General features: G+C 68.9%; 1 protein-coding gene. It reads right to left on the reverse strand.

Annotation, left to right across the window (positions count from 1 at the left end; translation table 11 throughout):
• Nucleotides 1-788 (reverse strand): electron transfer flavoprotein subunit beta/FixA family protein (locus OKJ99_RS09450; RefSeq protein ID WP_326015409.1); only part of this gene is annotated, 788 nt, incomplete at its 3' end.
• Nucleotides 789-792 lie beyond the last annotated feature (4 nt).

The following is a 792-nucleotide window of genomic DNA, read 5'->3' on the forward strand; positions in this document are numbered from 1 at the left end:
TAGATGAACTTCTGGCCCGCGAGGAACTCGGCGAGCTGCTTGCCGCCCTCGCCCTCGTCCTTGACGATCGTGCCCGCGGTGCGCGCCGGACGCTCATCGGCGGACGCGACCTTGGTCCAGGCGCCCTCCAGGCCCACCTGGTCGGCCTCGATGTCCAGGTCCTCCAGGTCCCATGCCTCGACCGGCTTCTTCTTCGCCGCCATGATCCCCTTGAACGAGGGGTAGCGCGCCTCACCGGACTGGTCGGTCACCGACACCACGGCGGGGAGCGAGGCCTCCAGCTGCTCGGAGGCGGTGTCGCCGTCGCGGCGGCCGGTCACCTTGCCGTCGGCCACGGACACCTCGGACAGCAGCGTCACCTGCGGCACCCCGAGGCGCTCGGCGACCAGCGCCGGCACGATGCCCGCGGTGCCGTCCGTGGAGGCCATGCCGGAGACGACCAGGTCGTAGCCGGCCTTCTCGATCGCCTTCGCCAAAACCAGCGAGGTGCCGATCGCGTCCGTGCCGTGCAGGTCGTCGTCCTCCACGTGGATGGCCTTGTCCGCGCCCATCGACAGCGCCTTGCGCAGCGCGTCCTTGGCGTCCTCCGGACCCACCGTCAACACGGTGATCTCCACGTCGTCGTCGGAGTTCTCCGAGATCTGCAGCGCCTGCTCCACCGCGTACTCATCGAGCTCCGACAGCAGACCATCGACATCGTCACGGTCCAACGTCAGGTCATCGGCGAAACCCCGGTCGCCCGTGGCGTCCGGCACGTACTTCACGGTGACAACGATCCTCAAGCTCACGCCG

This window comes from Streptomyces endophyticus, assembly GCF_035798155.1.
Classification (GTDB): domain Bacteria; phylum Actinomycetota; class Actinomycetes; order Streptomycetales; family Streptomycetaceae; genus Streptomyces; species Streptomyces endophyticus.